The following is a 26222-nucleotide window of genomic DNA, read 5'->3' as shown; positions in this document are numbered from 1 at the left end:
ACGTTATGGGGCCGCGGCAGGCTCAGGGAGTCCCTGACATTACCCCTCACATTCTCTAGTTGCCCACAGCAACCAGACGTAAACTGGCCTTCGGTTCACCACGTCCAGGCTCGGAGTTCGCATGCTGTGGAAGGTTCTGGTTCGTTTTCTGCGGCCGCATCAGCGGTTGCTGCTGGCCGTCGTCGTCTTCCAGTTGGCGCAGTCCATCGCATCCCTTTACCTGCCCACGCTGAATGCGGACATCATTGACAACGGCGTGGCCACCGGGGACACGGACTACATCCTGCGCATGGGCGGGCTCATGCTGCTCATCACCTTGCTGCAGATCGCCTGTGCGGTGGTGGCCGTGTACTTCGGCGCGAAGGCCGCCATGGGGATGGGCCGTGACCTTCGGGACGCCATTTTCAGCAGGGTAGGGGAGTTCTCGGAGCAGGAGGTCACCAAATTTGGGGCGCCTTCCCTGATCACGCGGTCTACCAATGACGTTCAGCAGGTGCAACAACTGGTTCTCATGTCCTGCACGCTCATGGTCGCAGCCCCCATGCTGAGTATCGGCGGGGTAATCATGGCCGTGCGGCAGGACGTGCAATTGTCGTGGTTGATCGCGGTGAGCGTGCCAGCGCTGCTGGTGGCCGTTGGGCTGATTGTGACGCGGATGGTGCCGCTGTTCCGCAAGATGCAGGTCCGGATCGATGCAGTGAACCGCGTTCTACGAGAGCAACTTACCGGCATCCGTGTTGTCCGGGCGTTCGTCCGCGAGGACATGGAGAGCGCCCGGTTCGGCAAAGCGAACGACGACGTCACGGACGTTGCGCTTCGGGCAGGCCGTCTGATGGCACTCATGTTCCCAGCGGTCATGTTGGTGATGAACGTTTCCTCCGTGGCGGTGATCTGGTTTGGGTCCTTCAGGATTGAGGACGGCTCCATGCAGGTGGGCACGCTGATCGCGTTCCTGAGCTACCTCATGCAGATTCTTATGTCGGTCATGATGGCAACGTTCATGGCGGTGATGATTCCTCGCGCGTCCGTTTCTGCCGACCGGATCGGCGAGGTGCTGGACACCAACTCAAGCGTGCAGCCGCCGTCGAACCCTGTCACCGGCGGTATCCGCCGCGGCGAACTGGAAATGCGCGACGTCGGATTCGCCTACCCGGGTGCCGAGCAGCCGGTGCTGAGCGGGCTTTCTTTCACCGCCCGGGCAGGGGAGACCACCGCGATTATCGGCAGCACCGGCGCGGGCAAAACCACCTTGGTGAACCTCATGCCGCGCTTGTTCGACGCCACGTCCGGCTCCGTGCTCATGGACGGCGTGGACGTCCGCGAACTGCACCCGGACCTGCTGTGGGGCCACATTGGGTTGGTGCCGCAGCGGCCCTACCTGTTCTCCGGGACGGTGCGCAGCAACCTTCAATACGGCAAGCCCGACGCCACTGAGGACGAGCTGTGGCAGGCGCTCTCAGTAGCTCAGGCCCGCGAGTTCGTAGAGGAAATGGAGGGTGGCCTGGACGCTGTGATTTCGCAGGGCGGGACCAACGTCTCCGGTGGCCAGCGGCAACGGCTCGCAATTGCACGGGCGCTGGTCAAGCAGCCGGAACTCTACATCTTTGATGACTCCTTCTCCGCCCTGGACACCGCCACGGACGCCAGGCTCCGGCAGGCCCTCAAACGCCACACCAACGGAGCCACACTGGTGATCATTGCCCAGCGCGTCTCCAGCATCATGGACGCGGACCAAATACTAGTGCTCGACGACGGCAGGATAGTTGGGCGCGGAACGCACCGGGAGCTGTTGGAAACGTCCGAAACGTATAGGGAAATCGTGTCCTCCCAGCTCGAGGCCGAGGCAGCATGAGCGCCGTGTCAGCTGGTCCACGTGGGCCGCAGCGGCCGGCAATGGGCCCGGGACGGGGTGGGCCGTTTGCCGGTATGAACATACCTGCCGAGAAAGCTTCCAACTTCTCGGCCTCGGCCCGGCGTTTGCTGGGAACACTGCGGCCCGAACGCATGTGGCTGGTCCTTGTCCTGGCCTTCGCCGTGGTGAGCGTTGCGTTGTCCGTGATCGGGCCAAGGCTGCTGGGCGAAGGCACCAACCTGATCTTCGCCGGCGTCGTATCCAAAGAGCTGCCAGCAGGCGTCTCTAAAGCGGAGGTCATAGCCGGTTTGCGTGCCTCCGGCGATGACAGCAAAGCGGACATGCTGAGCGCCATGACCCTCACGCCCGGCGTCGGAATCGACTTCACAGCGCTAGCCTCCGTGCTGCTGTGGGCGCTGGCGCTGTACGTCCTGGCTTCAGCGTTCGGTTGGATGCAAGCGTACGTACTCAGCGGCGTCGTGCAGAGGACCGTGTACCGCCTCCGCGAGCGGATCGAAGCGAAAATCCACCGGCTGCCCTTGCGCTACTTCGACACCATTCAGCGCGGCGAACTGCTGAGCCGGGTGACCAATGATGTGGACAACATCTCCCAAAGCCTGCAGCAATCCATCAGCCAGGTGGTGTCATCCCTGCTGACCGTGCTGGGTGTGCTGGTGATGATGTTCCTGCTCTCACCGCTGTTGGCCCTCATTGCGTTGGTGACCATACCTTTGACGCTGGGAACCACGCTGCTGATCGCCAAGCGTTCACAAAAACTGTTCGTGGCGCAGTGGAAGAACACCGGCGAACTCAACGGCCAGATCGAAGAAACCTACACGGGCCATGCGCTGGTGAAGGTGTTCGGACGGCAGAACGAGGTCCAGGAAAAATTCCGGGCGAAAAACGGTGAGCTGTATCAGGCGAGCTTCGGCGCGCAGTTCGTGAGTGGCCTGATCATGCCGGCCATGACGTTCATAGGAAACCTCGTATATGTGGGGATCGCCGTGGTGGGTGGCCTGCAGGTGGCCGCCGGTTCCATGCAATTGGGCGACGTCCAGGCTTTCATCCAGTACTCCCGGCAGTTCACCATGCCACTGGCCCAACTCGGATCGATGGCCAACATGCTGCAATCCGGCGTAGCCTCTTCTGAACGCGTTTTTGCCTTGCTGGATGAGGAAGAAGAATCCGCTGAGCCCGCTGTCTCCGGGGCCGGTCCCTCCCGCGGACGGCTCGTGTTTGAGAACGTGTCCTTCCGGTACTCGCCGGACAAGCCCCTGATCACGGACCTGAACCTGGTTGCCGAACCGGGCCAAAGCATCGCCATTGTGGGGCCAACCGGTGCAGGCAAAACCACCCTGGTGAACCTCATGATGCGCTTCTACGAGCTGGACTCCGGACGCATCACCCTGGACGGCGTGGACATTGCCTCGCTCTCGCGGCAGGAGCTGCGCTCGCGGATGGGCATGGTCCTTCAGGACACCTGGCTGTTCGGAGGGACGATTCGAGACAACATTGCGTATGGTCGGCCAACTGCCTCAGAAGCCGAAATTATGGAGGCTGCCCAGGCAACGTATGTGGACCGGTTCGTGAAGTCGCTGCCCGAGGGCTACGACACCCTGCTGGACGATGAAGGCGGCAACGTTTCTGCGGGCGAGAAGCAACTGCTCACCATCGCCAGGGCGTTCCTGTCACGCCCATCGGTGCTGATCCTTGATGAAGCAACGAGCTCAGTGGATACCCGGACCGAGGTCCTGGTGCAGAAAGCCATGAACGCCCTGCGCTCTGACCGGACGAGCTTTGTGATCGCCCACCGGCTGACCACCATCCGGGACGCCAATCTCATCCTGGTGATGGAAGCCGGCCAGATCGTAGAACAGGGGACACACTCGGAGCTGCTTGCTGAGGGTGGGGCGTACGCCCGGTTGTACGAGGCACAGTTCGCGGCGCCCGTCTCTGAGGTCTAGATTTGTGAGATGCCTTGGCCTCAGGCCCATCCTTCGACACTGTGAGTTGTTAGGACGTAAAGACCATCACAACCATTCACGATCTCATCCACCTCACTCCCGAAGCCCGGCGAGTACTTGAAAGCCTGCGGACTGCGGGTGGCCGTCCACTCATCGTTGGAGGGTCCGTCCGGGACGCGTTGCTCTCCCGCGCCCGCGGCGTGGAGGTGGACTCGAAGGACATCGACATTGAGGTCTATGGGTTGACCGCCGCTCAGGTGACGGCAGCACTGCCTGGTCACGTCATGGAAGTGGGGCAGCACTTCGGGATCGTCTCCGCCACGGTGGGTGGCCAAGTCTTCGACGTGTCACTACCTCGCCAAGAGTCCGAGACTGAGGCCTTTGCCCGCCGGGACTTCACCATCAATGCCATGGGCTGGGATGACAGGAGCGGGGACGTTGTGGACCCCTTTGGGGGACAACGTGACCTGGCCGCGGGCCAGCTACGCCACACCAGCACGGCGTTTGGAGACGACCCGCTCAGAGTGCTGCGGGCCATGCAGTTAAGCGGTCGCTTTGGGTTTGAACTAGTCCCGGAAACTGCGCAGTTGTGCAGGAGCCTTGCGCCCGTTTTTGCCGACCTGCCCAAAGCGAGGATCTGGGGTGAGTTTTACAAGCTGGCCTCCAAGGGCACCTACATCTCCAAGGCACTGGAGACCCTGCACATTTCCGGTTGGGAGGAACATTTCCCCGAGCTGGCCGCCACCCGCGGAGTGCCACAGGATCCAGAATGGCACCCCGAGGGCGACGTGCACACCCACCTCGGATTGGCCGGAGACCAAGCAGCCCGCATCGCTAGGCGCGAGCAACTGGATGCCCACGGAACAGCTACCTTGGTACTGGCCGCCGTCACCCACGACCTCGGCAAAGCACTATCCACCATTATCGATGCCAAGGACAGGATCAGCTCCAACGGGCACAACGTCACTGGTGTTGAGCCGGCGCGGAGTTTCCTGCACAGGATTGGAGCGCCCGGACGATACGAAGACAAGATCCTGCCACTCATCCGGGAGCACATGTGCCACACCCCGGAAGGCCACCACGGAACCATTAGTGATTCGGCGGTCCGCAGGCTGATTCGACGCTTGGATCACGCCAACGGCGGACCATCACTGGAGGACTGGGCTCGGCTGGTGGAAGCGGACAAAGAAGGACGCGGGGCAGGGGCCCGGCAGGGCGTCAATCACTTGCCGACCTGGCTCTCGAAGGCCGAGATGCTCGGCAAAGAGCGGATGGTGGGCACCACCTTGCTGAAAGGTGCCGCCCTGGCTGACGCCGACATCCCGCGTGGACGGCTGTGGCAGTTCGTGATTGAGCAGAGCCGGGATGCCCAGGATGACGGTCTGTTCAGCGACGAGGATGGTGCGGCGGCCTGGCTTCATGCAAACCGAGACACCGTTGTGGCCGAGGCGGTACGAAGGCTGGACGAGTTCCAGGCACGGAAGTAAGCAAAGTAAGCGTCAAGGTCACGGCAACCGCGACGGCCGCAGCACGTTGGCCTCCCCGGCCTTTTCCGGCTCGAGCTGCACAGGGCTGACCAAGACGGCCGGACCGCGGTGAAGGATCCCGCCAGCAACCACTTGGCATCGGACGCCGCCACGCCCTCGCATCGCTTTATGGGCGCCCGGGGCGAGCATTTCGTCCATCCAGGCGCAGGGGTGGGCCGGGCGCCCCGCCTTCAAACGCACCTCATCTCCGCTGGATTCAAGAGTGAACTCGTGCCCCAGCAAGGGAGCCAGCTCCACTCCGCGAAGGACAACGTTCCGCCGCGTCAACAGAGGATCGAAGGGCCCAGCCCCCAGCTCAGCCGCGATGGATTCGAGGGCTTCCATCGCAAATAAGGTCACTGCGGCATCCATGTGGGCGGCTTTGCCGAAGAACCTGTCACCGACAATCCCTTTGCCTGCGACCAGTTCTGCCTGATCCGCGTCAGTAGTCGGTACGTCCGCGGCACCCTCACGGGCGCGGCCAAAGTAGGCGTGGGACGGCGATACCAAAAGGTGCAGTACCTCGACGTCGTATCTGTAGTCAGCGGTCATCCCCCAACGCTAGCGCCAGCTGGCTGGGAGCGCACCGCCATCAGCGCCCCAGGCCCTTCATTGTGGTGAGCAAGGTGTCGTGGATGTACACGAGTTCCGGGCTGGCTTCTGCGGCCCAGGAGGCGTCTTCATTGTCAAGGCTCACGTCGCCCCAGTCAGTGGCACTGTCAACCCATTCAGGCGCTTCCCCGCTGTGTTGGTAGATCCACCACAAATTGCTCCAGGGGTCCACGACGCGCGAAAGGCGATCGCCGAAGAATTCGGTGGGAGCAGTCACCACGGTCGCTCCAAGACCAATGGCACTTGCCAGTGTCGCGTCAAGATCATCCACATAGACCTGCAAAAGGCTGGGGGTGAACGGCCAGTCCGGTTTCCTCTCAGCCACCATCACCGTTGAGTCGCCTACTTTGAGTTCGGAATGGAGGATCAGACCGTCGTCGTCAAGGGTGTGGGCCTCGGGTATCGCTTGTGCCCTGAAGACTGTGGTGAGGAAAGAGATCATCCCGGGCGCGTCCTCAGTGATGATGAAGGAGTTGACCGTGTTGTACCCCTCCGGGGCTTTGGGAATGCTCATAGTGGTGACCCTTTGACGTTGGTGAGTGGTACCTACAAGTCAGCCACGTATTGTGCTGGTTGGCTTGAAGAAAAACGCCATCTCAATCCGCGACGTGGCGGGCAATGATCTGTGCTGGAGTTTCAGATCGGAGCAGACGCAAAGAGCGGGACATATGGGCTTGGTCCGCGTATCCCGCAGCCGCGGCGGCTGAGCTCGCGGAGTACCCGCTCTGAAGCAGAAAGAAGGCGGCGCGTGCGCGTTCCAGCTGTTCGATCTGTTTACGGCTCAGGCCGGTGACCCAACGGATATGGCGTTGCCAACTGCGCGGCGAGTATCCGCCGATGTCGCCAGCCAGGGACCTGCCGACGTCGTCGCGACTGACGATTGCGCCGTCGTCGAGCAGGCGCCCAACGAAAGCCTCCAGGCCTTCGTACTCCGGGATGCTGTACTGCCGTCCGAGGAATTCGAAGAAGTCTCCGTCCACCGCTAGCTCCACGGTTTCCCCGAGGATGCTTTGCTTCGACGCGCCATCGATGACCACATGGGACCGGAATTCAACGCCCCAGTAGTTGTCGCCTTGGATGCTCTCGAGAACCCGCGGCTGCAATGACGGGCCGATCAGCTCCGCTCGGAGCGTTGCGTCACTGTGACGCGTGAAGGCCAGGCCCCAGAACTCGTTGGCCGGGTCCGTATAGATATCTGGTTCTTCAACGAAGGCCCGCCACACGGAGTTGATGGCCGGCGACGAGCTGGGCTTCTGCTCATACATCATCGCCAGCTTAGTGTGCCCGGCGAACTGGTTCACGCGATGGAAGACCATTGCCCTGCAATGTAAAGGGTGCTTTACTTCAGAAATGAGTAATCGGCCGCTTCGAGATCGATGCGCTTCCGGTCCTTCTAGGTCTTGTTGCCTTGAGCGCGGTTGATGCCGGCCTGCGATACGTGGCCATCCGCCACCGTGCGCTGAAGTGAAGCTTCCGCTGAAATGAAGAACAACCTCGCGGAGCGTCGCGCCGAACGGCACTGGACACAAGCGGATCTGGCTGCGGTGCTCGGAGTTTCCCGGCAGACTGTGATCTCCATCGAGAGGGAGAAGTTTGATGCATCTCTTCCGTTGGCGTTCCAGATTGCCAGGACCTTTGACTGCAGCATCGAGGACATCTTTATCGCTGATTGAGCCGCTGATTGAGGCGTTGTGTCCTGCGCCGCAGCGCTTTGAGCGCTGCCCGGATACTGTGGCACGGTGAACTTTGCTGAGGCCGCCGACGGCACTGAACTCGCCTGGACCTCAGAAGGCGAGGGCGAGCCAATGCTGCTCATTGCAGGACAGGCCACGTCCATGGACGGTTGGGGCCCGACGGCGGCACTCCTGTCCCGCTATTACCGCGTCATCCGCTTCGATCACCGGGGGATTGGGCGGAGTGGGAAGGGCGAAGCGGGGCGTTACACCACGAGGCTCCTCGCGGAGGATGCTGTGACCGTTCTCGACGCCGCCGGAGCGGATTTAGCACACGTGTACGGGCACTCCATGGGAGGGCGGATCGGCCAGTGGCTGGCCATCGACTACCCGCAAAAAGTCCGCACCCTGACCCTCGCCGCAACGAGCGGGGGGAAGTGGCCCGAGCCCGGAACCCAGCCGAATCCAGCCGCGTTGGACGCATTGACCAGCGGAGATATGTCCCGGCTTGAACCGCTATTCTTCGCTGCCGAGTGGGTCCACGCCAATCCTCAAGCCACACACACCTTCTTCAACTCCCGGGCATCGGCGTGGGCCAAGGCGCGGCACTTCAGGGCCAGCCGCGAGCACGATGCTTGGAGTCGGCTCAGCGAAATCCAAGCCCCGACGCTGATCCTCCACGGTACTGAAGATCCGTTGACGCCCTTGCCCAATGCGCTCCTTCTGCGGGAGCATATCCGTGGCTCGGTACTGGTGCGTGTGCCCGGAGCGGGTCACGGCCTGCACCTGGACCATCCTGAGACGGTTGAGTGGATCCGGCAGTTCATTGCCAGAAAGAGCGGCTAACCAGTGGCGACGTTCAACACCTCGAGTGCGGCCATCAAGTAAGGTACCGGGTCCGGCTCCGAACCGGCAGCCCACTGCAGCCATGCCTCAAAAGTCACCGCAAGATATGCGGCGCTCAAGAAGCGCGCCGCGGCGTCGGTGAGGCCGCTCTCGACGAGAAAGGCCAAAGCCTTTTCACGCTGCGGCGCCAAAGACTCATAACTTCGGCTTGTCAGTTCGGCGTGCTCGGCGATCAGTCGAAGGCGACCTCGTGTGACCGCCAAGTCCGGAATGACGGCGACCCCGGCAATGGTTGCCTCGCGCAGCCCGGCCAGCACGCCGTCGTCGGGTCGTCCCTGGCCGTGGAAGGAGTCAAAGGCCCGCGTCGAGGCCTCAACTACGGGTTCGGTACCACCCCATACGAGGTCGGCCTTGCTGGTGAAGTAGCGGTAGAGGCTCTTGCGCCCTATTCCGGCGGCTCGGGCTATGTCCTCCATGGAGGTGTTCTCGTACCCATGCTCAGCGAACAAGTCCAGGGCCAGGCCGGCCACGGCATCGGGGTCGATGGTGGCTGGCCGACCGCTGCCCCGTTGGGGTTTGGCATCTTCCAAAGTCATCCCTTCAGTATTCCCTCTTCCATAATGACACAGTGTGTCATAAAGTGGTGGAATCATCTCGAGATCATCGGAGGGACATCATGGGCAACGACGCTTCATGGCAGGAGGCCACTACTTCTGGCCGCTTTGCCGGCAAGACCATCATCGTCACGGGTGCCGCTTCAGGCATCGGCCAGGCGACCGCGTTGAGAATCGCCAAGGAAGGCGGGAAAGTCATCGCGGCGGACATCAGTAAAGAGAGACTCGATGCCTTGGTCGAAGAGAACAGCGGCTTGGATCTTGTGCCTGTTGCCGGTGATATTTCCACGGAAGAAACCGTTTCGGCCGTTGTGGCTGCGGCGGGCGGCCGAGTGGATGCCCTGGCTAACGTTGCCGGCATCATGGACAACTTTGCGCCCATTCACGAAGTGGATGACGAGCTTTGGGAGCGCGTTTTCCGCATCAACGTAACTGCCCTCATGCGCCTGACCCGCGCAGTGGTGCCGCTCATGTTGGAGGCTGGTACTGGTTCGGTGGTGAATGTTGCCTCGGAGGCGGGCCTGCGCGGTTCGGCTGCCGGTGCTGCTTACACCGCGTCCAAGCATGCGGTGGTTGGGCTCACCAAGAATTCGGCAGTCATGTATGGTCCCAAGGGACTGCGGTTCAACGCTGTTGCTCCGGGTCCCACTATCACCAACATTGTGGCGAACTGGGGTTCGCAGCTCGCTGCCGAACGCCTGGGTCCCCTCATGCAAGCAACGGTTCCAACCCCTGCAACTGCAGCCCAGCTGGCGGCTTCCATCACCTTCCTGCTCAGTGAAGACGGCACCAACGTTAACGGAGCCATTCTGGCGTCCGACGGCGGTTGGTCGGCTCTATAGGGAATTCTCACCAAGGCGCCGGACAAGTGCGTCCACAATAGGCAATTGCCCTTTGACGAGCTTGGTCCGAGCCACGGTTTCCTCAAACCACCGGGCGTCATCGATTTCCGGGAACTCCCTGATGGTACCCGAGCCCTTTGGCCATTCCATGGGAAAGGTGTTGCTGACGATTTGCTCAGGCTGGAAGTCACTGGCTTCTGCTGCGAAGGCAGTGATCAATTTGCCGGAGGGCTGCCTGAAAACGCCCAATAGCTGATAATCCGCAGGCGGTGGAGGTGTGCCTATTTCTTCGCTGAATTCCCTCTGTGCGGCAACCAAAGGGTCTTCATCCTCCGGGAATTCTCCCTTGGGAATGGACCAGGCATGTTCATCCTTGCGGGCCCAGAACGGTCCGCCCATATGAGCTATCCAGAGCTCCAATTGTCCGGCCGTGTTTCGCCGGTGGAGGAGGATCCCTGCGCTGCGAATGGTGATGTGCCCTCCAAAGGTCAAATGCCGGCGTAGAGAATGCGGTCATGTCAAGGCTACTCCGGCATATGGTCCCGTTATCCAATCGATGTTAAATGCGAGGAATTCAATCCTCCAGTTAACTTCCGGCAGGAGCCTTGCTACTTGATAATCGAGGACAGGCGTTTTTCGGGGGTGGAACGTCGGTTGCGGTCAGCGGCATCAGCCGTTGACGGGTCTGGGCGCATCAGCAGGAGGAAACAGCTATGGCATTGTCAGTGAGGCACCTTCCACGTCGGGGAAGAAAAGCAATGGGGTTGGCCGTCATCGCGGCGGTAGGGTTTTCGATGTTCACCGGGATCGGACCTTCACATGCGGCGGACACCACGCCCATGGCTGAGGATCCTGGCCCTGTGGGCAGCTTTGCGTGGAAAGGGTTCAACTGGCAGAAGCGCTTCTGGGGAGGGGCGCCAATGTATAACGCCAGTTGGGATGCCAACAATGTGAGCAATCCGGACGCCGATGGTTACGTCAAGCTCTCCATCAGCAATCCCACGGGATCGGCGCCGAAGGGAGCAGAATTCCAGTCCACGCGCGAAGGTTTCGGGTACGGCACGTACAGCACCACCGTGGAAAAGGACGTCAGTGCCCTCCAAAAGGAAGTGGTGTGGGGATGCCTGTTCACCTACGATCCCAATGCGGTACCCGGTTATACGGAAATTGATCTGTGCGAAGCTTCCGCATGGGGTGGGGGTGCAGCTTATGGCGAAGACTGGCCGGTGACGCAAGGTCATGGGTATTGGTTCGACGCAACTCTGCCGCCGGGACAGGGAAACAACACCGTCACCTTTGATGTCACCAACGCGCCGATCCTGACTCACCGGATGGTGTGGGAACCGGGGAAAATTACCTTCGAGACGTTTGCGGGTGAGGGCTACTCCGGAACGCTTTTGAAGCGGACTGTTCTTGAGGGTTCCACGGTCCCGCTTCCGGCCAAGGAACAAATTCATTTCAATCTTTGGGTGACAGGCGGTGGGGGCGGAGATGCTGCCCATGTGGCACCTGAAACTGTCACCATTCGGGACTTCTCCTTCACACCGGCAAACCAGGGCCAGCTCACGGCACCTACGCCCACCATTTCAGGAACGGCCGCTGTTGGCTCTACGCTCACCGCGGCTCCGGGGACGTGGACCACAGGAACCGCGCTGAGTTACCAGTGGTTCCGGAACGGCACGGCAATTGCCGGTGCAACCGGTGCAACCCGGCTCCTTGCTGCTGCAGACCAGGGCGCCACTCTGACAGTCCGCGTGACGGGAACCAAGGCCGGCTATGCCACAGCTACCAGGGAATCCGCCCCCACGGCAGCAGTGGTGGCAGGGACTCTGGTATCCCCAACCCCCACCATCACGGGAACGCTTGCAGTGGGTTCAACGCTGACGGCGAACCCTGGAACGTGGACATCCGGGACCACCTTGACCTATCAGTGGTTCAGGTCCGGTGCGGCAGTTGCCGGTGCAACAGCCAAGAATTACAAGCTGGTGAGTGCTGATCAGGGTGACACCATGAGCGTGAGGGTTACCGGTACCAAAGCGGGGTACACCACAGTGGCCAAGTATTCGGCCAGCACCGCAGTGGTTCCGTAAGGCACCGGCCTTCCGGTAAGAAGTCCGGATGCGCCAAACCCGCAGTTGTGTCGCGCTGGGGGAATAGCGACACAACTGCGGGCTTGGCGGGCTTGTCAGTTCTTTTGTGCCCGGACCGGGACGATCCTCTTGACGGCGAGGCCGAGAGCCAGCATGGCGAAAGCTGCCAGTGCGAACCAGAAGAGGTCCCCGGCTCCGGTCATTGCGAGCGTTCCGGAGCCCATTCCGGCTGCTACCGCTCCGGTTACTGGGGCTACTGGGTTGTTGTACATGAGTCGATTACCAAACTTTCTTTCTGTTGAATGCTGCATCCAGGTACGCCTTGGCGTGAACAGCCTGGAGGAAGATGTCGATCACTGTTTCGTACATGGTTGCGGCCAGGAGCATGTACCTCCAGCCCCGGAAACGCACAGTAACTATGCGTTCCAGGATGAAAATGCCGGTGACGGTTATCCAGAAGGGCTGAAGGTTCAGGCCCATGCCGGAAAACAATGCGAACAGCAGGGAACCGAAGTAGGCCAGAGTCACTACGACGCCGATCATTGAGAGGAATTGGCGTCCCCAGTAAGGCCTGGTTACTTTGGTCCATCCGTATTGCACGCAGTTCTCCACCGCACCGCGCTTCCACCGGAGGCGCTGTGACCACAACTCACGCCACGTGGGCATGACCTCGGTGACCAGTGTGCAGTTTGATGGTGATGCGATGCGGTAGCCCAGGGTCAACAGGGCAAAGGAGAGTTCATTGTCTTCGGTCAGGACAGAGGTGTCGTAGACCCCGCCCTTACCGTTGCCGGGAGGGAGCGTGCCCTCCAACCGGGCGGCCACGACGTCGCGCAGTGTTTTGACGCGGAAGAGCGCCGCTGTGCCGGTCACTACCAAGCACTTGCCATGGAGCCGCTTCACGTCCCGTGCGTAGCGGGCGTATTCGTTGCGCTGCAGGTGGCCTACAAAGCCACCGCCGGGTCCGCCGCTGAACACTCCACCCACTGCGCCCAGCAGTTCGTCGGCCAAGAGGTTTTTGGTGGCATTCTCAATGAAGTTGAGGGCTAGCTGTGAGTCGGCGTCCTGGACCAGGACCAGGTCTTCGGGGTCGGCGTCAGGAAGCAGCTCGCTGAGGGCGAAGTTCAGTGCCCCGGCCTTCTTGTCCTTATTGCCAACGGTCCGGATCACTTCGGCGCCTTGGGCCAATGCGAGTTCTTCAGTGTCATCGGTGCAGTTATCTGCCACCACAATGATGCGGTCCGGGCGGTGGGTCTGGTTGTTCAAGGAATGCAGCGTTTCGGTAATACCGGCGGACTCGTTGTGTGCCGGCACCAGAACGGTGACAACCCCGCCTGCCGCACGGTGGGATCGGCGGCGCCTGACGGCTGTGTCCGGTGCGTGGGCCGGGGCCGGTGCAGCTGTGGCGGCCATTGTTTCCGTAAGCATTGTGATCCCTCCGTTCGTGCGTTGAAGCGTTGACTCACTTAGAGTTCCAACGCGAACGCAAGATCAGGGGAGGTAAACCATCAAGGAAGTCTCAAGGTTCCATCAGGACTTTCTGAATGGCGTCACGAATGCGGTGCAAGGGACACTTATGCCAAACATCGCCATATATCCCGCGCTTGTTCGAATCACGAGCCGAACAACGGCGGGAGGCGCTTAAACGGAAGAGGACGACGTCGGGAGGTCCCGGCGTCGTCCTCTTGCGTTGTGCTTGAGCTGCTTAGCGGTTCAGGCTGACCGTGAAGGTCTTGGGACCGCTGAGCGTTACGGCGATTCCGCAGTTTTCGGCGGCAGCGCGGTGTGAGAGGGATTCAATGGCGGCATCGAGGGTGTGGTCGATTGCCGATTTGTCCCAGATTTTCAGCGTGATGGAGTCAGTATGTGTCGTCATTGTCAGTACTTTCACTCAGGCCGTTAACAGCCCCAAGCTTCTTCGCAGGGGCCGCATCCTCGTCGGTGAGGATTGCTGATTCAGCTTGTATGGGAACGAATTCCCTCATTCATGGTTCATGCTGCCCACCATGGTTGACAAGCGATTCCGGCTAAGTGTGACCGATTACACGTTGCTCGTTACTCCGTTTAACCCGGGGCAGGCAGGTCCAGTGTGTAGACAACCAGCTGCACCTTGGGCGCTGGACGTTCCTTTTCCCGCTCCGGTCGGCGCACGTAGCCCAAGCGGCGGTAGAGACGCTGCGAGGTCTCATTGTCGACGGCGGTGTCCAGCACCACACGCTCGGCACCGCGTGCCGCGGCAAGGCGTGCGGATTCGTCCAGGAGTCGTTGTCCAAGGCCCGTACGTCGGGCTTCCGGGAGCACGGCCAACAGTCTGAGCTCCACTTCGCCTTCCTGTGCCTGCCTGCTGAGATGGGATCCGAAAGGCAAAAGGCTGGCGGTGCCTATCAAGTGTCCGGTTTCCACGTCCTCGGCCACCAGCAGTACGCCTTCGCGGGCCCTGGCCCCGGCATCGAGCAAGAGTCCCAGCCGTTCCTCGTCGGGTTGCTGCGCGCCGGGAAGATGATGACCGAACCCTTCGTACGTCAGCCGCCCCACGGCGTCGTACTCTTCGGGGCGGGCGTGGCGAATCACGTAGGTGGCGGTGGCGACTCTGGTGGTCATGGTTGTCCTTTCGGCTGCGGACCGAGTCCGAGGTGCGACTTTAAGGTGGTTCCCGAGTACTCTCGGCGGGCGAGGCCGCGCTCTTGGAGAAGGGGGATGACCCCTGAAGCGAATCGCTCCAGGTCCTGGGGAAGCAGGGAGAACATGAGGTTGAAGCCGTCGGCGGCACCTTCTGCATGCCAACGTTCCAAGGAATCGGCCACGTGGCGGGGTGTCCCTATGAAGTCATGGTTCCGTTTGTCACCGGTAAGGATCGAGTAGAGGTCCTTGAGCGTGACCTCGTCCTCGCGTCCGCGGATCTGTTCCCCGGCGGAGCGGAAGTCCGTCCTGGGCTGGGTGATGGTGGGAATGCCTGACTGGGCTACCGTGGCGTCCGCTCCGAGCCCGGTGAAATCCAGCTGTCCGGCGAAGTACTCCTGCAGGAAGTCCAGCACCTGCTGGTCGGTGATGAGGCTGTCCAACTCCCGGATGCGTTCGAAAGCTTCGTCCCGGGTGTCCGCGACCACGGGCGAGATGGCCTGGTAGACGTAGATCTCGTCGGGATTTCGGCCGAACGCTTTGGCTTGTGCCCGAATGGACTCGCGGTACTGCCGTGCCTGTGGAATGTCGGGGTGGCTTGCGAAAAGGGCGTTGGCGAAGCGGGCCCCCAGTCTTTGGCCCGGGACGGACGTGCCTGCCTGGGCCAGCAAAGGGGAGTGTTGCGGAGAGGGCGCTATGTTCAGGGGGCCGGAAACTTGGAAGAACTCGCCCTTGTAGTCCAGCCGGCTGAGTTTGCGCCGGTCAAAGAATCGTCCTTGCACTTTGTTGTAGAGGAAAGCGTCCGGGTCCCAGGAATTCCAGAGCCCTTGGGTGACTTCAACAAACTCTTCAGCGCGGCGGTAGCGGAGGCTGTGGTCAAAGTGCTCATCGGCACTGAAGTTGCCGGCCGTGCTGTTGGTGAGATCCCGGGTGGTGACGATGTTCCAGCCAACACGGCCGCCGCTGATGTGGTCCGCCGTGAGGGCTGCGCGGGCAAAATTGAAGGGCTCGTCATAGGACGTGGAGGACGTGGCGATCAGGCCGATGTTACTGGTCACCGCGCCAAGGGCAGTGACCAGGCCGATGGGGTCGAATCTGTTAAGAATGCCAGGATTGGACGTCTCATCGATCGCAAGGGAGTCGCCCAGGAAGATCGCGTCGAACCTGGCTTCTTCGGCGATGCCAGCGAGCTTCACCTGGTGGGAAAAGTCGATGCTCGCCTGAGGAAACGCGGTCTCGTGGCGCCACGAAGCCAGATGGATGCCGGTGCCCACGAGGTAGGCGAAGAAGTGGATCTGCTGGCGTTCACGGATGAGTGTCTGGTTCATGGGCCTGTTTCGGTGCTGTTCGGTTCCGTTGGGTGCTGTTTTTCCGGTGGGAGGTTGAGGGGCGGCGGCACTTTGTGGCGCAGGGCCGCCGCCCCTCAAGTGCTACTTGGTCTTCTTGATGGCTTCTTCTTCGGCGGTAAGGACTTCCTGCAGCTTGGCCGCGGTCCAGTCAGCCTTGAACTGCAGGTTGCCGTCGTTGAGCTTGGTCACTGAGGCCTCCACTTCGGGGGTGTGATAGGCATCCACGATCTTCTTCCACGTGGGATCGTCCTTCCGGTCCGCCTTCACCACAAAGCCGTTGATATACGGCGCAAGGGACTCCGAGTTCAGGTCTTCCTTGAAGATGATCTTCTCGTCACCCAAGCCGCCCTTCTGGGCCTGCGTGTTGTTCACTACCGCGGCATCCGTGGTGCCCTTGAGGGCGTTCACCGTCTGGTTGCTGTCCACCGGGACAACCTTGATCTTGCTCGAGGTGATCTCAGCAGGCGTGGACAGCGAGTTGCCGCCATCCTTCAGCTGCAGCAAGCCGGCGGTCTGCAGGTTCAACAGTGCACGCGCTTGGTTGGTGGGGTTGTTGGGGATGGCAACCTCTGCATCGGCCGGCAGCTCCTCCACGGACTTGAACTTCTCCGAGTACAGCGCCAGCGGGTAAACGGCCGTGGCGCCCACCGGAACCAGGGTGCCGTTGCTGTTGACGTTGAACTGGGACAGGTACTTCAGGTGCTGGAACAGGTTGATGTCCACCTGGCCCTGCTGGGTGGCCGTGTTGATCTGCGCGCCATCAGTGAAGTTCTTGACCTCAAGATCAATGCCCTGGTCCTTGAGCTTGTTCTTCAGGATGGTCCAGTGTTCCTCGGCGCCGTCGTCCACACCGATGACCACCTTGGTGTTCGCGGAGGTTGACGAACCAGTTGAAGCACCCCCGCATGCCGAGAGCGATAGGGCGGCGATCAGGCCGACGGCGGCTACTAACAGGCGGTTCTTCATGATGCTTCTCCGTACAAAGGGTATTGATGCGAATGGAAGGTACGGGGTGTTCCCCCTGCCTCACGCTAGGCAGTTGCCATGGTGGGAATCGAACGCCTTCGCAACACTCCGACGCGCACCGTCAAGGAAAGAAACCGCAGGTCACAGGGGGTCATTGGGTTCGATTCGGGAGCCGGGACGCTGTTGGAATGGGCATCCAATCAACCCCAAAGGAGGCTCCGGTGAGCGCGATCGTTTCGCTGCGCGGCGTCAGCAAAGTGTTCCCGGTCCAAGGTGGAAGCCGTGCCCGGAACGCCGAACCGGTGCGCGCCGTTGATGAGGTCACCTTGGATATTGAAGAGGGCACGGTGGTGGGCATCGTGGGATATTCCGGTGCCGGGAAATCCAGTCTGGTCCGCCTGCTGAACGGACTGGAGCGTCCCACGGCGGGCCAGGTCTTCGTCAAAGGCCAGGACATCTCATCGCTCCCGGAAGGCCAGCTCCGCAGAGTCCGCGCCGGCATCGGCATGATCTTCCAGCAATTCAATCTCCTGAAGTCCCGCACCGTGTTCGGCAACGTGGCGTATCCCTTGAAGGTGGCTGGCTGGCCTAAGGACAAGATCAAGCCGCGCGTGGAAGAACTCCTGGAGTTCGTGGGCATCGCGGACAGATCCGGTTCCTACCCCCGGCGCCTTTCCGGCGGGCAGCAGCAAAGAGTAGGCATTGCCCGTGCGCTGGCGAACGCCCCGGACATCCTGCTCGCCGACGAAGCAACCAGCGCCCTGGACCCCGAAACCACCCGCGACGTTCTCCGCCTGCTCCGGCGCATCAACAAGGAACTCGGCACCACCGTTGTGGTGATCACCCACGAGATGCACGTGGTCCGCGAAATCTGCGACACCGTGGTGATGATGGAATCCGGCCGGGTAGTGGAAGCCGGACCCACCTACGCCGTGTTCGCCGACCCCCAGAGCTACTCCACTCAGCGCTTTGTCTCAACGGCCGTGCACGGCACACCGGAGCCGGACACCGTCAGCCGCCTCGCCGCCGCGCACCCGGGACAGCTTGTCTCCATTGGTATTTCCGAGGCAGCGCCCACACCACTGGTGGCGGCCACGTTCGAACGCCACGGCGTGGGCTCCAGCGTGGTGTTCGGCGGCGTCACCGAGATCCAGAACAAGATCCTGGGCACACTCACCTACGAGCTCACAGGCAGCGACGCCGCGATTGACGCCGCGCTCGCCGAGCTAGGCGACGTCACCGCCGTCGAACGTCAATTCCCGACGGCGGCGCGAGCCGACAGTGCCGTTCCGCACCTTCCCGTCCCCGCAAACGCCGGAGAAAAGCCATGACCGACTGGACCACCCTCCTGCCCGTTCTGGGTGAATCCTTCCAACAGACCATCTACATGGTGGTCATCACCGTCCTGCTCAGCGGCATCGCCGGGCTGGCGTTGGGCGTCACCCTCTACGCCACCAGGCCCGGAAACCTGTTTGCCAATAAAGCCGTGTTCTCGTTCCTGAACTTCCTGGTGAACATCATCCGGCCCATCCCGTTCATCATCTTCATCACGGCCATTGCGCCGCTGACCTTGATCATCATGGGCACCACTATTGGCACGACGGCGGCGATCCTGCCCATGGCTCTGATGGCCGGTGTGGTGATTGGCCGGGTGGTGGAGCAAAACTTGGTGGCCTCCGATCCCGGCGTGGTGGAAGCCGCCCGGGCTATGGGTGACAGCCGACTGCACATCCTGTGGGCTGTGGTGATTCCCGAGTCGCTCGCGCCGCTGATCCTGGGCTACACGTTCATGATCATTGCGATCGTGGACATGTCCGCTATGGCCGGGTACATCGGCGGCGGTGGTCTGGGCAACTTCGCCATCATGTACGGCTACCAGCAGTTCAACTGGGAAGTCACCCTGGTGACCGTCCTGATCATCATCGTCATGGTCCAGGCCGCGCAGTTGCTGGGTAACTTCCTGGCCCAGCGCATCCTTCGCCGCTGACTCTTCCGCCCAAACGCTCCCGAAGGGAGAACCAATGCCTATCGAGTTCCTCGGCATGGGCGCTGGCAATGACTCCACCGAGACTACGCCAGCCACCACGCCCTTCTTCGATCCTCATTACGCGGCGCGCATTGCGAGGATCCACGAGGACAACAACTGGGACCACGTCCTGTTCGCGTACAACTCCACCACGCAGGACCCCTCCGTTCATGCAGCGTGGGTTGCTGCGAACACGGAGCGGATCCAATTGCGCTTGGCCCACCGCCCCAACGTCTCACATCCCACGTTCGCGGCCCGGTCCTTCCTCACACTGGACCACATTGCGCAAGGGCGGCTGACGGTGCACTTCATCACCGGCGGAAGCCAGGCCGATCAGGCCCGCGAGGGCGATTACCTGGCCAAGGATGCGCGATACGGCCGGACACAGGAGTACATGCAGATCGTGCGGCGGGCATGGTCCGGGGATTCGTTTAGTTGGGACAGCGAGCATTATCGCTTCGATGACTTCGCCTCCGGTTTGGGGCCCTTTGCCGGGAAAAGACCGGGTGTCTCGTTTGGTGGTTCCTCGGAAGCCGCGTGGTTGGTGGGAGCCGCTGAAGCTGACATCTATGCCTTGTTCGGTGAACCCTTGGCCGACGCCGCTTCGCAGCAGGAGCAGATCCTTGCGCGGGCCGCCGCGGTGGGCAGGGTTGAACCATTGCGCTGGCAGATCGCTTTCCGGCCCATTGTTGCTGCCACCGACGAATTGGCGTGGGAGAAGGCACGCGCCATCCTTGGCACATTTGAGGCGCGACGATCCGCCGGCGAGGTGATTGATCCCGTCCGTCACTACACCCAGAAGGCCGAAGCTGCCGGGACCCAACGCCTCCTCGCCGCTGCTGAACGGGGAGAGCTCCACGACCGCGCCCTCTGGACGGCCCTCGCCAAAGCGGCGGGCGGCGGGGGAGGAAGCGCGACGGCGCTGGTGGGCAGCTATGACACCGTCACCCAAGCGATCCTGGACTACCACGAGCTCGGATTCGAGATCTTCGGCCTCCGTGGCTACGACTTCGTCCCGGATGCCCTTGAGTTTGGCCGGCACGTCATCCCGCAGTTGAAGCAGGAAGTGGCGCGCCGGGAGCAGGGCCGCACCGCTGAGGAGCTCCGGGCGGGCCAAGCCGCTGCCCGGTCCCGGGTGCTTGCCGACGCTTCCTGACGCTCTCTCACGTCCCGTGGGGTTGCTGTGGACGCTCTCTCACGTCCCGTGGGGTTGCTGTGGACGCTCTCTCACGTCCCCTTTTCCTTTCAGTCGCCATGCCAGCCGGCATTCCCGGTCGACACCCGGATCCGCCGATAAGCGGACAGTCCCCCCGATGCTTTCGTCATTCTCGATGTGGGAGAGGGTTCGGTTGAAGGGGGTGGGATGTGGGAGAGGGTTCGGTTGAAGGGGGTGGGATGTGGGGGAGCGTCGGGAAAAGTGGGGTGGGATGTGGGAGAGGGGCAGGGGTGCCGCCGATTGCCTCCAGCATTGATTCATGCACGGTTGTGCCGCCACGCCAGGACGCCGCCATCGCCCCACACAAAAGAGCGTTTCCCGTTACGTCCTTCCGTGACCGGAGCGCCGGCGAACAAGCTCCAAAGAGTCATAAACGAGTCACCGGCGGTAACCCGGATTAACCCACCTTAACCGGGTGTCTCGCGATGCCCGGAACCCGGCAGAACCCGCCTAGAGTCCAGAATCATGGGCCATGGAAATCACGCTAAACGTTCCGCCCTCTGGCTTTGCTTGGGCGCCGGATTCATCACGCTGCTGGACCAGTCAATGTTCGTCCTTGCCGTTCCCGCGATGTCCGCCTCCCTGCACGCCGATTCCGGGTCCGTGCAGTGGATTCTGGCGAGCTACTCGCTGGCGTTCGGCGTTGCTTTGGTTCCCGCCGGCAGGCTGGGCGACATTGTCGGGAGGCGCACGCTTTTCATCGCCGGCATTGCCGTCTTCGGGGCATCCAGTCTTGTGGGCGGCCTGGCCACCGACCCGTCGCTGGTCATCATCGCCAGGCTCCTCCAAGGACTTGGTGCGGGCACCCTGAACCCGCAGGTACTCGGACTCCTGCAGGACATTTACAAGGGACACGACCGCGCGAAGGCCTTGGGCGCCTACGCCGCCGCCGGTGGTTCCGCTGCTGTGTGCGGACCGCTGATCGGGGGACTGGTCCTCTCATTGGGCGAGCCCTCCATCGGATGGCGGATCCTGTTCTTGGCGAACGTTCCCTTGGTGCTGATCCTGGTGCCGCTTGCTTTCCGGCTCCTCCCGCGGCCGGCCGGCAAACACCCCGAGGACGCCAAGCCCTCTATCGACATCTTGGGCGCGCTGCTGCTGGGCGGAGTGGTGATCGCCTCGCTCATTCCCACCATCTACGGTGCGGGTGCCATTGCAGTGACGTCGCTGGCGATCGGTACCGGTGCGCTCCTCGCCTTCGCCGGATGGGAGATCCTCTACCATCGGCGCGGCCGGACACCGTTGCTCAGCGCCGCGCTGGTGAGATCCAAGGGCTACGCCTTGGGCACCGTGGTGGCACTTTGCCAGTTCGGGGTGGGGGCGGGAATGGCCGCTGTGACGGCGTTCTATTTTCTGGCGGGGACTGGGATGGCTCCGTTGGCAGCGGCAGCCATCCTCGCGCCGCAAGCCGCCGGCATGCTGCTGGCGTCCAGTTTCAGTTGGCGTTTCGTGGCCCGGTATGGGCGGGCCGGGATCGTGTACGCGCTTCTCGGCAGCCTGGCCTGCCTGATTGCCAAGGACCTTTTTGTGCAGGGGCTCGACGGCGGAACAGCGGCTCTTGCGGTGGCCGCCGTCGGGCTTCTCCAAGGTGTGGCAACCGGCCTGGTGGTCGCACCGAACCAGACACTCACCCTGGCCCATGCGCCCGTGGGGGCCGCCGGAGTGGCCGCAGGGTTCTACCAACTCAGCCAGCGGTTCGCTGCGGCGCTTTGCTCAGCCGCGGCAGCAGGAATGTTCCTTCAAGCGCACGGCGCGGCCACCGGTGCAGCCTCCAAGGACGCCTTCCACCAAGGCATCGTCATGTGCTGCGTGCTGCTGGGTGTCGCCTTGCTCGCCGGCGGACTCGACTGGCTGCGCGAGGCGCGGGACCGCACCAAGACACGCGCCGTCGTCGTGACTTCCGTAAAGGAAGCCGCGACGACGGCGGTGGTGCTGACGCCGGAAGGCCGGACGGCGGCAGGTACTCAGCGTTCGGAAGTCACCGAATCGGTGGAAGCCTGGGCTGTGGAAGCCGGTGGGGCCGTCGGGCCCGTGGTGGGGACGCCGACGTCGCGAAGCGCCGGGAAGCCGCCGTCCACGTGAACGGCGTTGGCGTAGCCGAGGACCTTGAGTTTCTGCGCGACGGGCCGTGAACCGTTCACGGAGCCGCAGAACACCACTATCTTCTGGTCCGTGCCGCTGACCTGGCCAAGCCGGTGGGCGGATTCCGGGCTGAAGTCCTCCTCCACATGCTCGCGGTTGACCACTACGGCGCCGGGGACGGTACCTGTGCTGGCGCGGCCGCCTTCGCTGCGAACATCGAGCAGCAGGGCGCCTTCTTCGATGAGCTTGGCGGCTTCCTCAGCGGTGATCAGCTGGTTGTCTTCCTGGACTGCATCTTCCTGGACCGTTGTTTCGATGGACATGGTGCTCCTTATGTAGGTGGTGGTTGGAAAAACGGAAAAGCTAGAGGCCCCATACCTCGGCCAGCAGCTGGTAGGAGTTCTGCCGGTCGGCGGGATCATGGGTAATGGTGGTGATGAGCAGTTCCTGCGCGCCCGTGGCTCGTTGCAGCGTGCGGAGTCCCTCGCTGACCTGGTGGGGGTCGCCGACGAGCCGCGTGTCAAGGCGATCCTTGACGAGGTCCCGGGCGTCGGCGTCCAGGGAAAGTTCCAGCGCATCCTCGGGTGACGGGTACGGGATGGCGCCCTGTCCGCTGCGGATCCCGTGAACCCACTGGGCGTAGCCGCGGGCCAAGCGCTGTGCCTGGCGTTCCTCCGGTGCTACCAGCACGTCCGCTGAGACGATCACTTGCGGTTCGCGCAAGGCCGCGGAGGGTTGGAAGTGAGCCCGGTATTCGGCAACGGAATCCAGCACGCCTGCTGGCGCAACGTGATAGTTCGCGCCGAAAGGGAGGCCCAACTTGCCAGCCAGCCGGGCGCTGGGGCCGGCTGTGGACCCGTGGACCCAGAACTGCGGCGCCTGGCCGAGGGCGGGTGTAGCCGTGACTTCCTCGCCGTGTTTGGTCCTGTACTCGCCGGTGAAAAATCCGATGATGTCCTGGATGTCGTTCTCGAAGTTGTCCGTGTCTCCGGGGAAGCGGCCCAGCAGTTCGCCCTGCAGCCGGAACTTCCTGGGCAGGACCGCGCCGAAGATGGGGCGCGGCGCAGGAACCAGCAGTCCGTCGACCACGCGATCGCTGACAGCCTCCGCTGCGGGGACCACTCCGGGAGCCGGCTCACTGGGGGATTTTGGCGGACCTGAGCGGCCAAAGCCCAGGTCCACGCGGTCCGGGAACACGGCGGCCAGTGTTCCAATGCTCTCCGCAATCTGGAGGGGCCGGTAGTTCCCCAATAGGGTGGCTGCAGTTCCCACCCGGATGGTCTGTGTGGCCGAGGCCACCAACCCGGCAAGGATGTGCGGGGCTGACCCGGCAACGCCGGTGTTGAGGTGGTGCTCGGCCAGCCAGTATCGCGAGTAGCCGGAAGCCTCGGCAGCCGCTGCGAGGTTGAGGGTGCTGCGTAGTGCCTCGCCGGGGGTCTGTCCGGCCGACACCGGGCTGAGGTCAAGGACGGACAGGGGAGTAACGGGAGGCTTTGGCATGCCACGACACTACGGAGCCCGGCCCAGAGCCCAAAGCCGGTCCGTCACCCCGCTCAACCGGACTAAATCCGGCGAAATCAAGCGAAACGGACCGTCACAAGCAACCCGTGTACATGACTCTGCAGCCTCCGTTGTTGTTGAGGCAACGGAACAAATCAGAACATTTATCAACGGAAAAGGACAGTCAATCCCCGTAAAACCCTTGACCAAGCTCTCGAGACACTGGTAAATCTTGTGAGCGGAAAGCGTTTTCTTGCACCCGCCCAGCTACTTCACCTTTTGGAAGCAGTCCTGTAGGCGTTTGCTTGAAACGTTCCAAAAAAGGATGGCAGACCCACTGCCGCCCTGCATCAAAGGAGATGTTCTTTGGCTTACCCCACAAAATGTTCCTACCGCACTACCCGTGGCCGTGCATGGAAGGCCGTCCCGCTGGCAGCCTCGGCGTCACTCGCCGCTGCGGCGATCGCCCTGACGGGCGTCCCGCTGGCTCAAGCAGCCCCCGCTCAACCTGCGCAGGCAGCGCAAACCGGACTTCCCGGCGTCGTGCCTGCCACGAAGGATCCATCCGCACTCAAGCGGCAAGTGGAGAACCTGGACCGGGCGCCGGTGGCCGTCCTGACTGACCAGGGCGTCACAGTGAGCTGGCGCATGCTGGGCCTGGACAAGGACAGCATAGGCTTCCAGGTCCTGCGCGACGGCATCAACATCACCCCGGAACCTCTCCGAAATGCCACCATGTTGGTGGACCCGGAGGGCACCGCAGAATCCAGCTACGTCATCAAAACCGTAGGCAACGGGCAGGGGCAGGACAAGCTGAGCGAAGCGGTCACGCCGCTGGCGCAGAACTACCTGGCCATCAAGTTGGACAAGCCGGCCGACGGAGTCACCCCTGATGGGAAGCCGTACAGCTACTCGGCGAACGACGCCACAGTGGCGGACCTCGACGGCGACGGGAAGTACGAGGTCATCCAAACCTGGGCGCCATCCAACGCCAAGGACAACTCCCAATCCGGTTACACAGGGAACGTCTATGTTGACGCCTACAAGCTGGACGGCACCAAGCTGTGGCGCATCGACCTCGGCCGCAACATCCGCGCAGGCGCCCATTACACGCAGGTTTTGGCGTACGACTTCGACGGCGACGGCAAGGCTGAGGTTTCCCTCAAGACAGCAGATGGCACCCGCGATGCTGCAGGAACGGTCATTGGAAACGCCGACGCCGATTTCCGCAACAGTGCTGGTTACGTTCTGTCCGGTCCCGAATTCCTTACAGTCTTCAAGGGCGAGGCAGGCACCATCATGGACACCGTGGCCTACGAGCCCCCGCGCGGCTCTGTAGCCAGCTGGGGCGACAACTACGGAAACCGAGTGGACCGCTTCCTGGCCGGCGTGGCCTACCTCGACGGCGAGCACCCGTCCATGATGGTCAGCCGTGGCTACTACACGCACACCGTCCTGGTCACATACGACCTCGTCAACGGCAAGCTCGTGAAGCGCTGGACTTTCGATTCAAACCTCGCCGGGGATGAATACAAGGGACAGGGCAATCACAACCTGTCCGTTGCCGACGTGGACCAGGACGGCAAGGATGAGTTCGTCTTTGGCTCCATGACCATTGATGACAACGGCCAGCCGCTGTACAACACCAAGCTCGGCCACGGCGATGCCATCCACACCAGCGACCTTGATCCGTCCAGGCCCGGGCTGGAGACGTTCGCCGTTCACGAGAGCATGAGCCAGAGCGGAAACCGCGGCGCCACCTTCCGCGACGCCGCAACCGGTGAAGTCCTCTGGAGCATCCCCGCAGCCCGGGACACCGGCCGCGGTGCGGCAGGCGACATTGATCCCCGCTATGCCGGGGCTGAAGGGTGGGCTGTTGGAGGTACGGCGGCCTGGGATTCACCCGTTGGCCAGTTGGTATCGGCCAAGGGCGAGCTGATTTCCGGGAAGATCCCGGCCGCGAACTTCCTGGCATGGTGGGACGGTGACCTGCTCCGCGAAGTGGTGGATCACGACTACGACGCCACCCTGTCCCGCGGCGTTCCCACCATCTCCAAGTGGAACTGGGAAACCGAGTCCAGCGATCGGCTGCTGACGGCAGAGGGTGCACGCAGCAACAACACCACCAAGGGCAACCCTTCAATTCAGGCAGACATCCTGGGTGACTGGCGCGAAGAGATCGCCTGGCCGTCCACAGACAGTACTGAGTTGCGGATTTACACCACCACCGCTCCCACCGAGGTGCGCTTGCGGACCTTGATGCATGACACTGTGTACCGCACAGCCGTGGCACGCGAGAACGTAGCCTACAACCAGCCTCCGCACCCCAGCTTCTTCATTGGCGAGGGCATGCAGGCACCGGCTATTCCCGCCGTCGAGTACACCGGCACCAAGAAGTAGCAGCACCGGTTAACGAAAAGCCGCCCGGGTCGCGTTGACCCGGGC

At 62.3% G+C, this 26222-nt stretch carries 25 protein-coding genes; 12 read left to right on the top strand and 13 right to left on the bottom strand.

Features of this window, described 5'->3' with window-relative positions; translation table 11 throughout:
• Positions 1-121 precede the first annotated feature (121 nt).
• The 3 genes from ABI796_RS16410 to ABI796_RS16400 all read left to right on the top strand — a co-directional run bounded on the left by ABI796_RS16410 (position 122) and on the right by ABI796_RS16400 (position 5303).
• On the top strand, positions 122-1852 hold the full coding sequence (locus tag ABI796_RS16410; protein WP_141280884.1) for an ABC transporter ATP-binding protein: 1731 nt from the start codon (positions 122-124) through the stop codon (positions 1850-1852).
• A complete protein-coding gene (locus tag ABI796_RS16405; RefSeq protein ID WP_141280886.1) occupies positions 1849-3816 on the top strand; it encodes an ABC transporter ATP-binding protein in 1968 nt (655 codons plus the stop codon). Before ABI796_RS16410 ends, ABI796_RS16405 begins: the two co-directional genes overlap by 4 nt.
• Positions 3817-3881: 65 nt before the next feature.
• Positions 3882-5303 carry a CCA tRNA nucleotidyltransferase gene (locus tag ABI796_RS16400; protein WP_141280888.1) on the top strand — a complete coding sequence of 474 codons (1422 nt, stop codon included), beginning with the start codon at positions 3882-3884 and terminating at the stop codon, positions 5301-5303.
• An 18-nt stretch (positions 5304-5321) separates the two neighbouring features.
• On the opposite strand, the gene ABI796_RS16395 is transcribed toward ABI796_RS16400, so the two are convergent.
• The 3 genes from ABI796_RS16395 to ABI796_RS16385 all read right to left on the bottom strand — a co-directional run bounded on the left by ABI796_RS16395 (position 5322) and on the right by ABI796_RS16385 (position 7270).
• A complete protein-coding gene (locus tag ABI796_RS16395) occupies positions 5322-5894 on the bottom strand; it encodes an MOSC domain-containing protein (protein WP_141280891.1) in 573 nt (190 codons plus the stop codon).
• A 40-nt stretch (positions 5895-5934) separates the two neighbouring features.
• The gene (locus tag ABI796_RS16390) at positions 5935-6468 is read right to left on the bottom strand and encodes a glyoxalase/bleomycin resistance/extradiol dioxygenase family protein (protein ID WP_141280893.1); all 534 of its coding nucleotides are present in this window, start codon (positions 6466-6468) and stop codon (positions 5935-5937) included.
• 82 nt (positions 6469-6550) lie between these two features.
• Positions 6551-7270, bottom strand: a complete 720-nt coding sequence (locus ABI796_RS16385) for a helix-turn-helix domain-containing protein (protein ID WP_141280895.1) — start codon at positions 7268-7270, stop codon at positions 6551-6553.
• Between the two features lie 165 nt (positions 7271-7435).
• Between ABI796_RS16385 and ABI796_RS16380 the strand changes: the two genes are divergently transcribed.
• Together ABI796_RS16380 and ABI796_RS16375 are read left to right on the top strand one after the other, a co-directional pair.
• Complete coding sequence (locus ABI796_RS16380) at positions 7436-7627, top strand: helix-turn-helix transcriptional regulator (protein ID WP_141280897.1); 192 nt, start codon at positions 7436-7438, stop codon at positions 7625-7627.
• A 66-nt stretch (positions 7628-7693) separates the two neighbouring features.
• A complete protein-coding gene (locus ABI796_RS16375; RefSeq protein ID WP_141280899.1) occupies positions 7694-8473 on the top strand; it encodes an alpha/beta fold hydrolase in 780 nt (259 codons plus the stop codon).
• Here ABI796_RS16375 and ABI796_RS16370 read toward each other — a convergent pair.
• The gene (locus tag ABI796_RS16370; protein ID WP_141280901.1) at positions 8470-9069 is read right to left on the bottom strand and encodes a TetR family transcriptional regulator; all 600 of its coding nucleotides are present in this window, start codon (positions 9067-9069) and stop codon (positions 8470-8472) included. The genes ABI796_RS16375 and ABI796_RS16370 overlap by 4 nt on opposite strands.
• 80 nt (positions 9070-9149) lie before the next feature.
• Between ABI796_RS16370 and ABI796_RS16365 the strand changes: the two genes are divergently transcribed.
• Positions 9150-9929, top strand: a complete 780-nt coding sequence (locus tag ABI796_RS16365; protein ID WP_141280903.1) for an SDR family NAD(P)-dependent oxidoreductase — start codon at positions 9150-9152, stop codon at positions 9927-9929.
• Here ABI796_RS16365 and ABI796_RS16360 read toward each other — a convergent pair.
• Positions 9924-10403 (bottom strand): NUDIX domain-containing protein, encoded by a 480-nt coding sequence (locus tag ABI796_RS16360; protein ID WP_141281055.1) that lies wholly within the window; start codon positions 10401-10403, stop codon positions 9924-9926. The genes ABI796_RS16365 and ABI796_RS16360 overlap by 6 nt on opposite strands.
• A 320-nt stretch (positions 10404-10723) precedes the next feature.
• Between ABI796_RS16360 and ABI796_RS16355 the strand changes: the two genes are divergently transcribed.
• Positions 10724-12019, top strand: coding sequence for a hypothetical protein (locus tag ABI796_RS16355; RefSeq protein ID WP_141280904.1), 1296 nt, complete (start codon positions 10724-10726; stop codon positions 12017-12019).
• A 95-nt stretch (positions 12020-12114) separates the two neighbouring features.
• Here ABI796_RS16355 and ABI796_RS16350 read toward each other — a convergent pair whose 3' ends face one another.
• The 6 genes from ABI796_RS16350 to ABI796_RS16325 all read right to left on the bottom strand — a co-directional run bounded on the left by ABI796_RS16350 (position 12115) and on the right by ABI796_RS16325 (position 16953).
• A complete protein-coding gene (locus ABI796_RS16350) occupies positions 12115-12291 on the bottom strand; it encodes a hypothetical protein (protein ID WP_170224846.1) in 177 nt (58 codons plus the stop codon).
• Positions 12292-12298: 7 nt separating this feature from the next.
• Positions 12299-13447, bottom strand: a complete 1149-nt coding sequence (locus ABI796_RS16345; protein WP_246095646.1) for a glycosyltransferase family 2 protein — start codon at positions 13445-13447, stop codon at positions 12299-12301.
• 277 nt (positions 13448-13724) lie between these two features.
• Positions 13725-13895, bottom strand: a complete 171-nt coding sequence (locus ABI796_RS16340; protein WP_174754454.1) for a hypothetical protein — start codon at positions 13893-13895, stop codon at positions 13725-13727.
• 188 nt (positions 13896-14083) lie between these two features.
• On the bottom strand, positions 14084-14620 hold the full coding sequence (locus tag ABI796_RS16335; RefSeq protein ID WP_141280908.1) for a GNAT family N-acetyltransferase: 537 nt from the start codon (positions 14618-14620) through the stop codon (positions 14084-14086).
• On the bottom strand, positions 14617-15966 hold the full coding sequence (locus ABI796_RS16330; RefSeq protein ID WP_141280910.1) for an LLM class flavin-dependent oxidoreductase: 1350 nt from the start codon (positions 15964-15966) through the stop codon (positions 14617-14619). Before ABI796_RS16330 ends, ABI796_RS16335 begins: the two co-directional genes overlap by 4 nt.
• Before the next feature lie 102 nt (positions 15967-16068).
• Positions 16069-16953, bottom strand: coding sequence for a MetQ/NlpA family ABC transporter substrate-binding protein (locus ABI796_RS16325; RefSeq protein ID WP_141280912.1), 885 nt, complete (start codon positions 16951-16953; stop codon positions 16069-16071).
• Between the two features lie 221 nt (positions 16954-17174).
• On the opposite strand from ABI796_RS16325, the gene ABI796_RS16320 reads away from it, so the two are divergent.
• From ABI796_RS16320 to ABI796_RS16305, 4 genes are all read left to right on the top strand, one after another.
• Entirely contained in the window at positions 17175-18284 is a 1110-nt protein-coding gene (locus ABI796_RS16320; protein ID WP_174754455.1) for a methionine ABC transporter ATP-binding protein, read from the top strand.
• Positions 18281-18940, top strand: coding sequence for a methionine ABC transporter permease (locus tag ABI796_RS16315; protein ID WP_090823323.1), 660 nt, complete (start codon positions 18281-18283; stop codon positions 18938-18940). The genes ABI796_RS16320 and ABI796_RS16315 overlap by 4 nt, the downstream gene beginning before the upstream one ends.
• A gap of 34 nt (positions 18941-18974) precedes the next feature.
• Positions 18975-20135, top strand: a complete 1161-nt coding sequence (locus tag ABI796_RS16310) for an LLM class flavin-dependent oxidoreductase (protein WP_141280916.1) — start codon at positions 18975-18977, stop codon at positions 20133-20135.
• 525 nt (positions 20136-20660) lie between these two features.
• Positions 20661-22277: an MFS transporter gene (locus tag ABI796_RS16305; protein ID WP_246095647.1), complete on the top strand. Its 1617-nt coding sequence runs from the start codon at positions 20661-20663 to the stop codon at positions 22275-22277.
• Here the strand turns inward: ABI796_RS16305 and ABI796_RS16300 are convergent.
• The gene (locus ABI796_RS16300; RefSeq protein ID WP_141280917.1) at positions 22160-22600 is read right to left on the bottom strand and encodes a rhodanese-like domain-containing protein; all 441 of its coding nucleotides are present in this window, start codon (positions 22598-22600) and stop codon (positions 22160-22162) included. The genes ABI796_RS16305 and ABI796_RS16300 overlap by 118 nt on opposite strands.
• A 40-nt stretch (positions 22601-22640) precedes the next feature.
• Entirely contained in the window at positions 22641-23777 is a 1137-nt protein-coding gene (locus ABI796_RS16295; protein WP_141280919.1) for an LLM class flavin-dependent oxidoreductase, read from the bottom strand.
• A 366-nt stretch (positions 23778-24143) separates the two neighbouring features.
• Here ABI796_RS16295 and ABI796_RS16290 point away from each other — a divergent pair, with 366 nt between their 5' ends.
• On the top strand, positions 24144-26177 hold the full coding sequence (locus ABI796_RS16290; RefSeq protein ID WP_141280921.1) for a rhamnogalacturonan lyase: 2034 nt from the start codon (positions 24144-24146) through the stop codon (positions 26175-26177).
• Positions 26178-26222: the final 45 nt, after the last annotated feature.

This window comes from Paenarthrobacter aurescens (genome assembly GCF_041549525.1).
GTDB lineage: Bacteria > Actinomycetota > Actinomycetes > Actinomycetales > Micrococcaceae > Arthrobacter > Arthrobacter aurescens.
Note: the sequence above shows the minus strand (reverse complement) of the source record. Positions and strands in the feature narration are given on the sequence as shown.

Coding starts and splice junctions, on each gene's coding strand:
- ABI796_RS16370 (WP_141280901.1), bottom strand. CDS start 9,069: ATGACTTTGGAAGATGCCAAACCCCAACGGGGCAGCGGTCGGCCAGCC.
- ABI796_RS16380 (WP_141280897.1), top strand. CDS start 7,436: ATGAAGAACAACCTCGCGGAGCGTCGCGCCGAACGGCACTGGACACAA.
- ABI796_RS16410 (WP_141280884.1), top strand. CDS start 122: ATGCTGTGGAAGGTTCTGGTTCGTTTTCTGCGGCCGCATCAGCGGTTG.
- ABI796_RS16355 (WP_141280904.1), top strand. CDS start 10,724: ATGTTCACCGGGATCGGACCTTCACATGCGGCGGACACCACGCCCATG.
- ABI796_RS16345 (WP_246095646.1), bottom strand. CDS start 13,447: ATGCTTACGGAAACAATGGCCGCCACAGCTGCACCGGCCCCGGCCCAC.
- ABI796_RS16405 (WP_141280886.1), top strand. CDS start 1,849: ATGAGCGCCGTGTCAGCTGGTCCACGTGGGCCGCAGCGGCCGGCAATG.
- ABI796_RS16310 (WP_141280916.1), top strand. CDS start 18,975: ATGCCTATCGAGTTCCTCGGCATGGGCGCTGGCAATGACTCCACCGAG.
- ABI796_RS16325 (WP_141280912.1), bottom strand. CDS start 16,953: ATGAAGAACCGCCTGTTAGTAGCCGCCGTCGGCCTGATCGCCGCCCTA.
- ABI796_RS16340 (WP_174754454.1), bottom strand. CDS start 13,895: ATGACGACACATACTGACTCCATCACGCTGAAAATCTGGGACAAATCG.
- ABI796_RS16350 (WP_170224846.1), bottom strand. CDS start 12,291: ATGTACAACAACCCAGTAGCCCCAGTAACCGGAGCGGTAGCAGCCGGA.
- ABI796_RS16330 (WP_141280910.1), bottom strand. CDS start 15,966: ATGAACCAGACACTCATCCGTGAACGCCAGCAGATCCACTTCTTCGCC.
- ABI796_RS16315 (WP_090823323.1), top strand. CDS start 18,281: ATGACCGACTGGACCACCCTCCTGCCCGTTCTGGGTGAATCCTTCCAA.
- ABI796_RS16295 (WP_141280919.1), bottom strand. CDS start 23,777: ATGCCAAAGCCTCCCGTTACTCCCCTGTCCGTCCTTGACCTCAGCCCG.
- ABI796_RS16305 (WP_246095647.1), top strand. CDS start 20,661: ATGGGCCATGGAAATCACGCTAAACGTTCCGCCCTCTGGCTTTGCTTG.
- ABI796_RS16395 (WP_141280891.1), bottom strand. CDS start 5,894: ATGACCGCTGACTACAGATACGACGTCGAGGTACTGCACCTTTTGGTA.
- ABI796_RS16365 (WP_141280903.1), top strand. CDS start 9,150: ATGGGCAACGACGCTTCATGGCAGGAGGCCACTACTTCTGGCCGCTTT.
- ABI796_RS16335 (WP_141280908.1), bottom strand. CDS start 14,620: ATGACCACCAGAGTCGCCACCGCCACCTACGTGATTCGCCACGCCCGC.
- ABI796_RS16390 (WP_141280893.1), bottom strand. CDS start 6,468: ATGAGCATTCCCAAAGCCCCGGAGGGGTACAACACGGTCAACTCCTTC.
- ABI796_RS16385 (WP_141280895.1), bottom strand. CDS start 7,270: ATGGTCTTCCATCGCGTGAACCAGTTCGCCGGGCACACTAAGCTGGCG.
- ABI796_RS16300 (WP_141280917.1), bottom strand. CDS start 22,600: ATGTCCATCGAAACAACGGTCCAGGAAGATGCAGTCCAGGAAGACAAC.